The sequence below is a fragment of the Aquabacterium sp. UBA2148 genome, assembly GCF_002328915.1.
GTDB classification, from domain to species: domain Bacteria; phylum Pseudomonadota; class Gammaproteobacteria; order Burkholderiales; family Burkholderiaceae_C; genus Aquabacterium; species Aquabacterium parvum.
The window spans coordinates 1-3,679 of the sequence record NZ_DCXA01000300.1 but is presented as its reverse complement, the minus strand read 5'-3'; the positions used below and the strand labels follow the sequence as shown (position 1 = coordinate 3,679).

General features: G+C 67.4%; 3 protein-coding genes. All 3 read left to right on the top strand.

What is annotated here, in order from left to right; all coding sequences use genetic code 11:
* Nucleotides 1–60: 60 nt before the first annotated feature.
* A complete protein-coding gene (gene ylqF, locus B2W70_RS16620) occupies nt 61–1,032 on the top strand; it encodes a ribosome biogenesis GTPase YlqF (RefSeq protein ID WP_286747366.1) in 972 nt (323 codons plus the stop codon).
* Nucleotides 1,033–1,053: 21 nt separating this feature from the next.
* The gene (locus B2W70_RS16615; RefSeq protein WP_286747364.1) at nt 1,054–3,117 is read left to right on the top strand and encodes a UvrD-helicase domain-containing protein; all 2,064 of its coding nucleotides are present in this window, start codon (nt 1,054–1,056) and stop codon (nt 3,115–3,117) included.
* 48 nt (nt 3,118–3,165) lie between these two features.
* Nucleotides 3,166–3,679: NYN domain-containing protein (locus B2W70_RS16610; RefSeq protein WP_286747362.1), on the top strand; the 514-nt coding region annotated here is incomplete at its 3' end.

Genomic DNA, 3,679 nt, shown 5'->3' with positions numbered 1-3,679 from the left:
CACGCCCCGCCCAACCCTGCGCCCCTGTCCCACCCGCCCGAGCCCTGAAAGCCCCGCCCGATGGCCATCCAATGGTTCCCCGCTCACATGAACGTGACCAAGAAAGCCATCCTCGAACGCATCAAGGACATCGATGTCGTCATCGAGCTGCTCGACGCCCGCCTACCCGGCTCCAGCGCCAACCCGATGCTTGCCCAGATCACTGGCAACCGCCGCAAGCTCAAGGTGCTCAACAAACAGGACCTGGCCGACCCGGTGCAGACCGAGGCCTGGCTGGCCTGGTGGCGCGAGCAGAGCGACACCGGCGCCATCTCTCTCGACGCCGGTGAACGCGCCCCGGCCCAGCGCCTCATCAACGCCTGCCGCGAGCTGGCCCCCAACCGCGGCGGCATGGACAAGCCCCTGCGCGTGCTGATCTGCGGCATCCCCAACGTGGGCAAGTCGACCCTGCTCAACACCCTGGTCGGCAAGAAGGCCGCCAAGACGGGCGACGAAGCCGGGGTGACCCGCATCGAGCAGCGCATCAACCTGGCCAGCGACTTCTACCTGTTCGACACGCCCGGCATGCTCTGGCCCAAGATCCACGTCGAGAAAAGCGGCTACCACCTGGCCGCCAGCGGCGCCGTGGGCAAGAACGCCTACGACGAAGAAGAGGTGGCGCTGGAGCTGGCCAACAGCCTCAAGGGCCCCTACCCCCACCTGCTGGCCTCGCGCTACAAGCTCGACGATGTCGACGCCATCCCGTCCATGCATGACGACGCGCTGCTGACCGAGATCGGCCGCAAGCGCGGCGCCGTGATCAGCGGCGGGCGCGTCAACATGCAAAAGGCCGCCGAGGTGCTGATCAACGATTTCCGCTCATCGGTCATGGGCCGCATCACGCTCGAAACCCCCGCGCAGTTCGAAGCCTGGTGCGCCGCCGCCGAGGCCGCAGAGGCCGAGAAACAAGCCAAGAAGCTCGCGCGCCAGAAAGCCGCCAAACGCGGCACGCGAGATGCCCTGCCCGATGACGAAACCGACGCCGAAGACTGAGCAGATCGCCCACCACCCGAGATGAGCCAGCCACGCGCGCCCCTGCTGCCCCCCAACGCCCGCACCGCATCTGCGGCCCACGCTGCGCCGGAGGCCGAGGGTGTTTTCACCCCGAAAGGCATCGCGCCCACGCCGGAGCAACGCGCCATCCAGCTGGTGCGCAAGCCCCACCTCATCATCGAAGCCAACGCGGGCGCGGCCAAGACCACCACGCTGGCGCTGCGCCTGGCACAGGCCCTGCTGCGCGGCGCCGACCCCCAACGCGTGCGCGTGCTGACCTACACCGATGCCGCCGTGCAGGCATTCAACGACGCCATGGCCCGCATCGGCCTGGGCGCCGACGTGCGTCGCCAGGTGCGCGTGCAAACCTTCGACGCCTTCTGCACCGAGCGCCTGCTGGCCATCGAAGGCGCGCCCGTTGCCTTGCTCGACAAAGCCGAGCAGCTGCGGCCCCATGTGCTCCAAGCCATCGACCGCGTGCTGCACAACGCCGACGAACGCCACCCCGACGAGTTCACCTTCGACGGCCGCAACGAAGCCAGCGTCGAAGGCCTGCTGTCGGACTTCCTGCACCTCAAGGGCACGATGCAGCTTCAGGTTGAAGCGTCCGATCGCGTGCTCACCCCGAAGGTGGCGGCCGAGCTGGGCCGCGAGTACGCCACGCTGAAGATCTTCCATGCGTACGAGCACATCCGCCGAGGTGGCCACCCCGACCACCCCGTGTTCCGCGCTGAGCACGACGCGACTCACGACCTGGCCCGCCTGCTGACCGACGAAGACGCCTGGATCGGGGTGGGCGAAGGTGGGGAGCACCCGCTCGCCATGGGCCTGCACCTCGTGCTGGTCGACGAGATGCACGACACCAACCGCGCCATGTTCACCGTGCTGCGCGAGCTGATGGCACGCAACCGCGCGGGCTTCGTCGGCGTGGGCGACCGCGACCAGGTCATCCATGCCATCTCGGGTGCCGACGCCCGCTTCATGACGGAGGCCTTCGACCGCGAGGTGGCCCCGGCCACGCGCATGCCGCTGAGCACCACCTGGCGCTTCGGCCAGAAACTGGCCACCGCCGTCGGCAAGCTGGCGCAAAAGCCTTGCGTGGCGCAACGCCCCGCCGGCCTGGCCGACACCGAAGTCGAAGTCATCCGCACCACCGACCCAAGCGAGGTGCGCGTGCACCTGCGACGGCTCATCACCGAGCGCGTGGGCCTGGACGCGAAGGCCCCGCTGTCGAACATCGCCATCCTGCTGCGCCAACCGCACCAATCGGTCGAGCTGGAGAACCTGCTGCTCGACCATGGCATCGACCACCGCACCAGCGGTTTTTTGCCCTACCTGCAGCGCCCCGAGGTGCTGTTTGTGCGCGGCCTGCACGCCTGCGCGCGCGACGCGCTCGGCCTGATCGAGCGCACCGAGACCCGTGAAGCCGTGCTGCGCGCGCTGCTGCGCTTCGCCGGCTCGCGCGTGGACACGGGCGACCTGAGCCCCGAGCAGGCAGAGGACACCGCCCTGCTGGCCAAGCTCGAAAAGCAGGCCATCAAAGCGGTCTGCGACGACCCCTCGTTCGCTCCCGACTTCCTGAACAACCAGGTGCTGCGCAACGCGCCAGATGCGATCAGGCCCTTGCTCGAAGACGCGCTCGACGTCATCGACAGCGACGACCCCGATGTCTGGCAACGCCGCTTCGTGCGCGTGCTGCAGCCGCAGCGCCTGGCCGCGCGCATGATGGTGCGCAAGCAGGACATCGAGCAAGTGATCGGCAACCTCGAAGGCCTGATCCGATCGGCCTCGGGCTACGATCACCTCACTTCGTTCTTCAGGTCCATGAACGAGCGCGAGGTGCGCCAGCACCACATGCCCAAGAAGCACGCCCTGCTGCTCTCGAGCATCGAAGCTGCCAAGGGCCTGGAGTTCGACCACGTGATCCTGCCAGGTCTCAACAAGGGTGAATTCGCCCTGGGCGGCCACTCGGTGGACAATCGCAACCTGCTCTACGTCGCGATGACCCGCGCGCGGCGGCGTCTCACCATCCTGTGCGATGCCAGCCGCCCCAGCGCCTACCTGCGGGACGCCGGTCTGCTCTGACCCGCGCCCGCCCCCCACACCACAACAACAAACAAGAAAAGAGACACCATGCCCCAACACGACCACATCAGCATGGCGCTGTTCTGCGACTTCGAGAACGTCGCCCTCGGCGTGCGCGACGCCAACTACGAGAAGTTCGACATCAAGCGCGTGCTCGAGCGCCTGCTGCTCAAGGGCAGCATCGTCGTCAAGAAGGCCTACTGCGACTGGGAGCGCTACAAGGGCTTCAAGGCCCCCATGCACGAGGCCAACTTCGAGCTCATCGAGATCCCGCACGTGCGCCAGTCGGGCAAGAACTCAGCCGACATCCGCCTGGTGGTCGACGCGCTCGACCTCTGCTACACCAAGGCCCACGTCAACACCTTCGTCATCATCTCGGGCGATTCCGACTTCTCGCCCCTGGTCTCCAAGCTGCGCGAGAACGCCAAGCACGTCATCGGCGTGGGCGTGAAGCAATCAACGTCTGACCTCCTGATCGCCAACTGCGACGAGTTCATCTACTACGACGACCTGGTGCGCGGCACGGCTCGCCGACCCGGCGCCAACACCCAAGGCGGGCGCG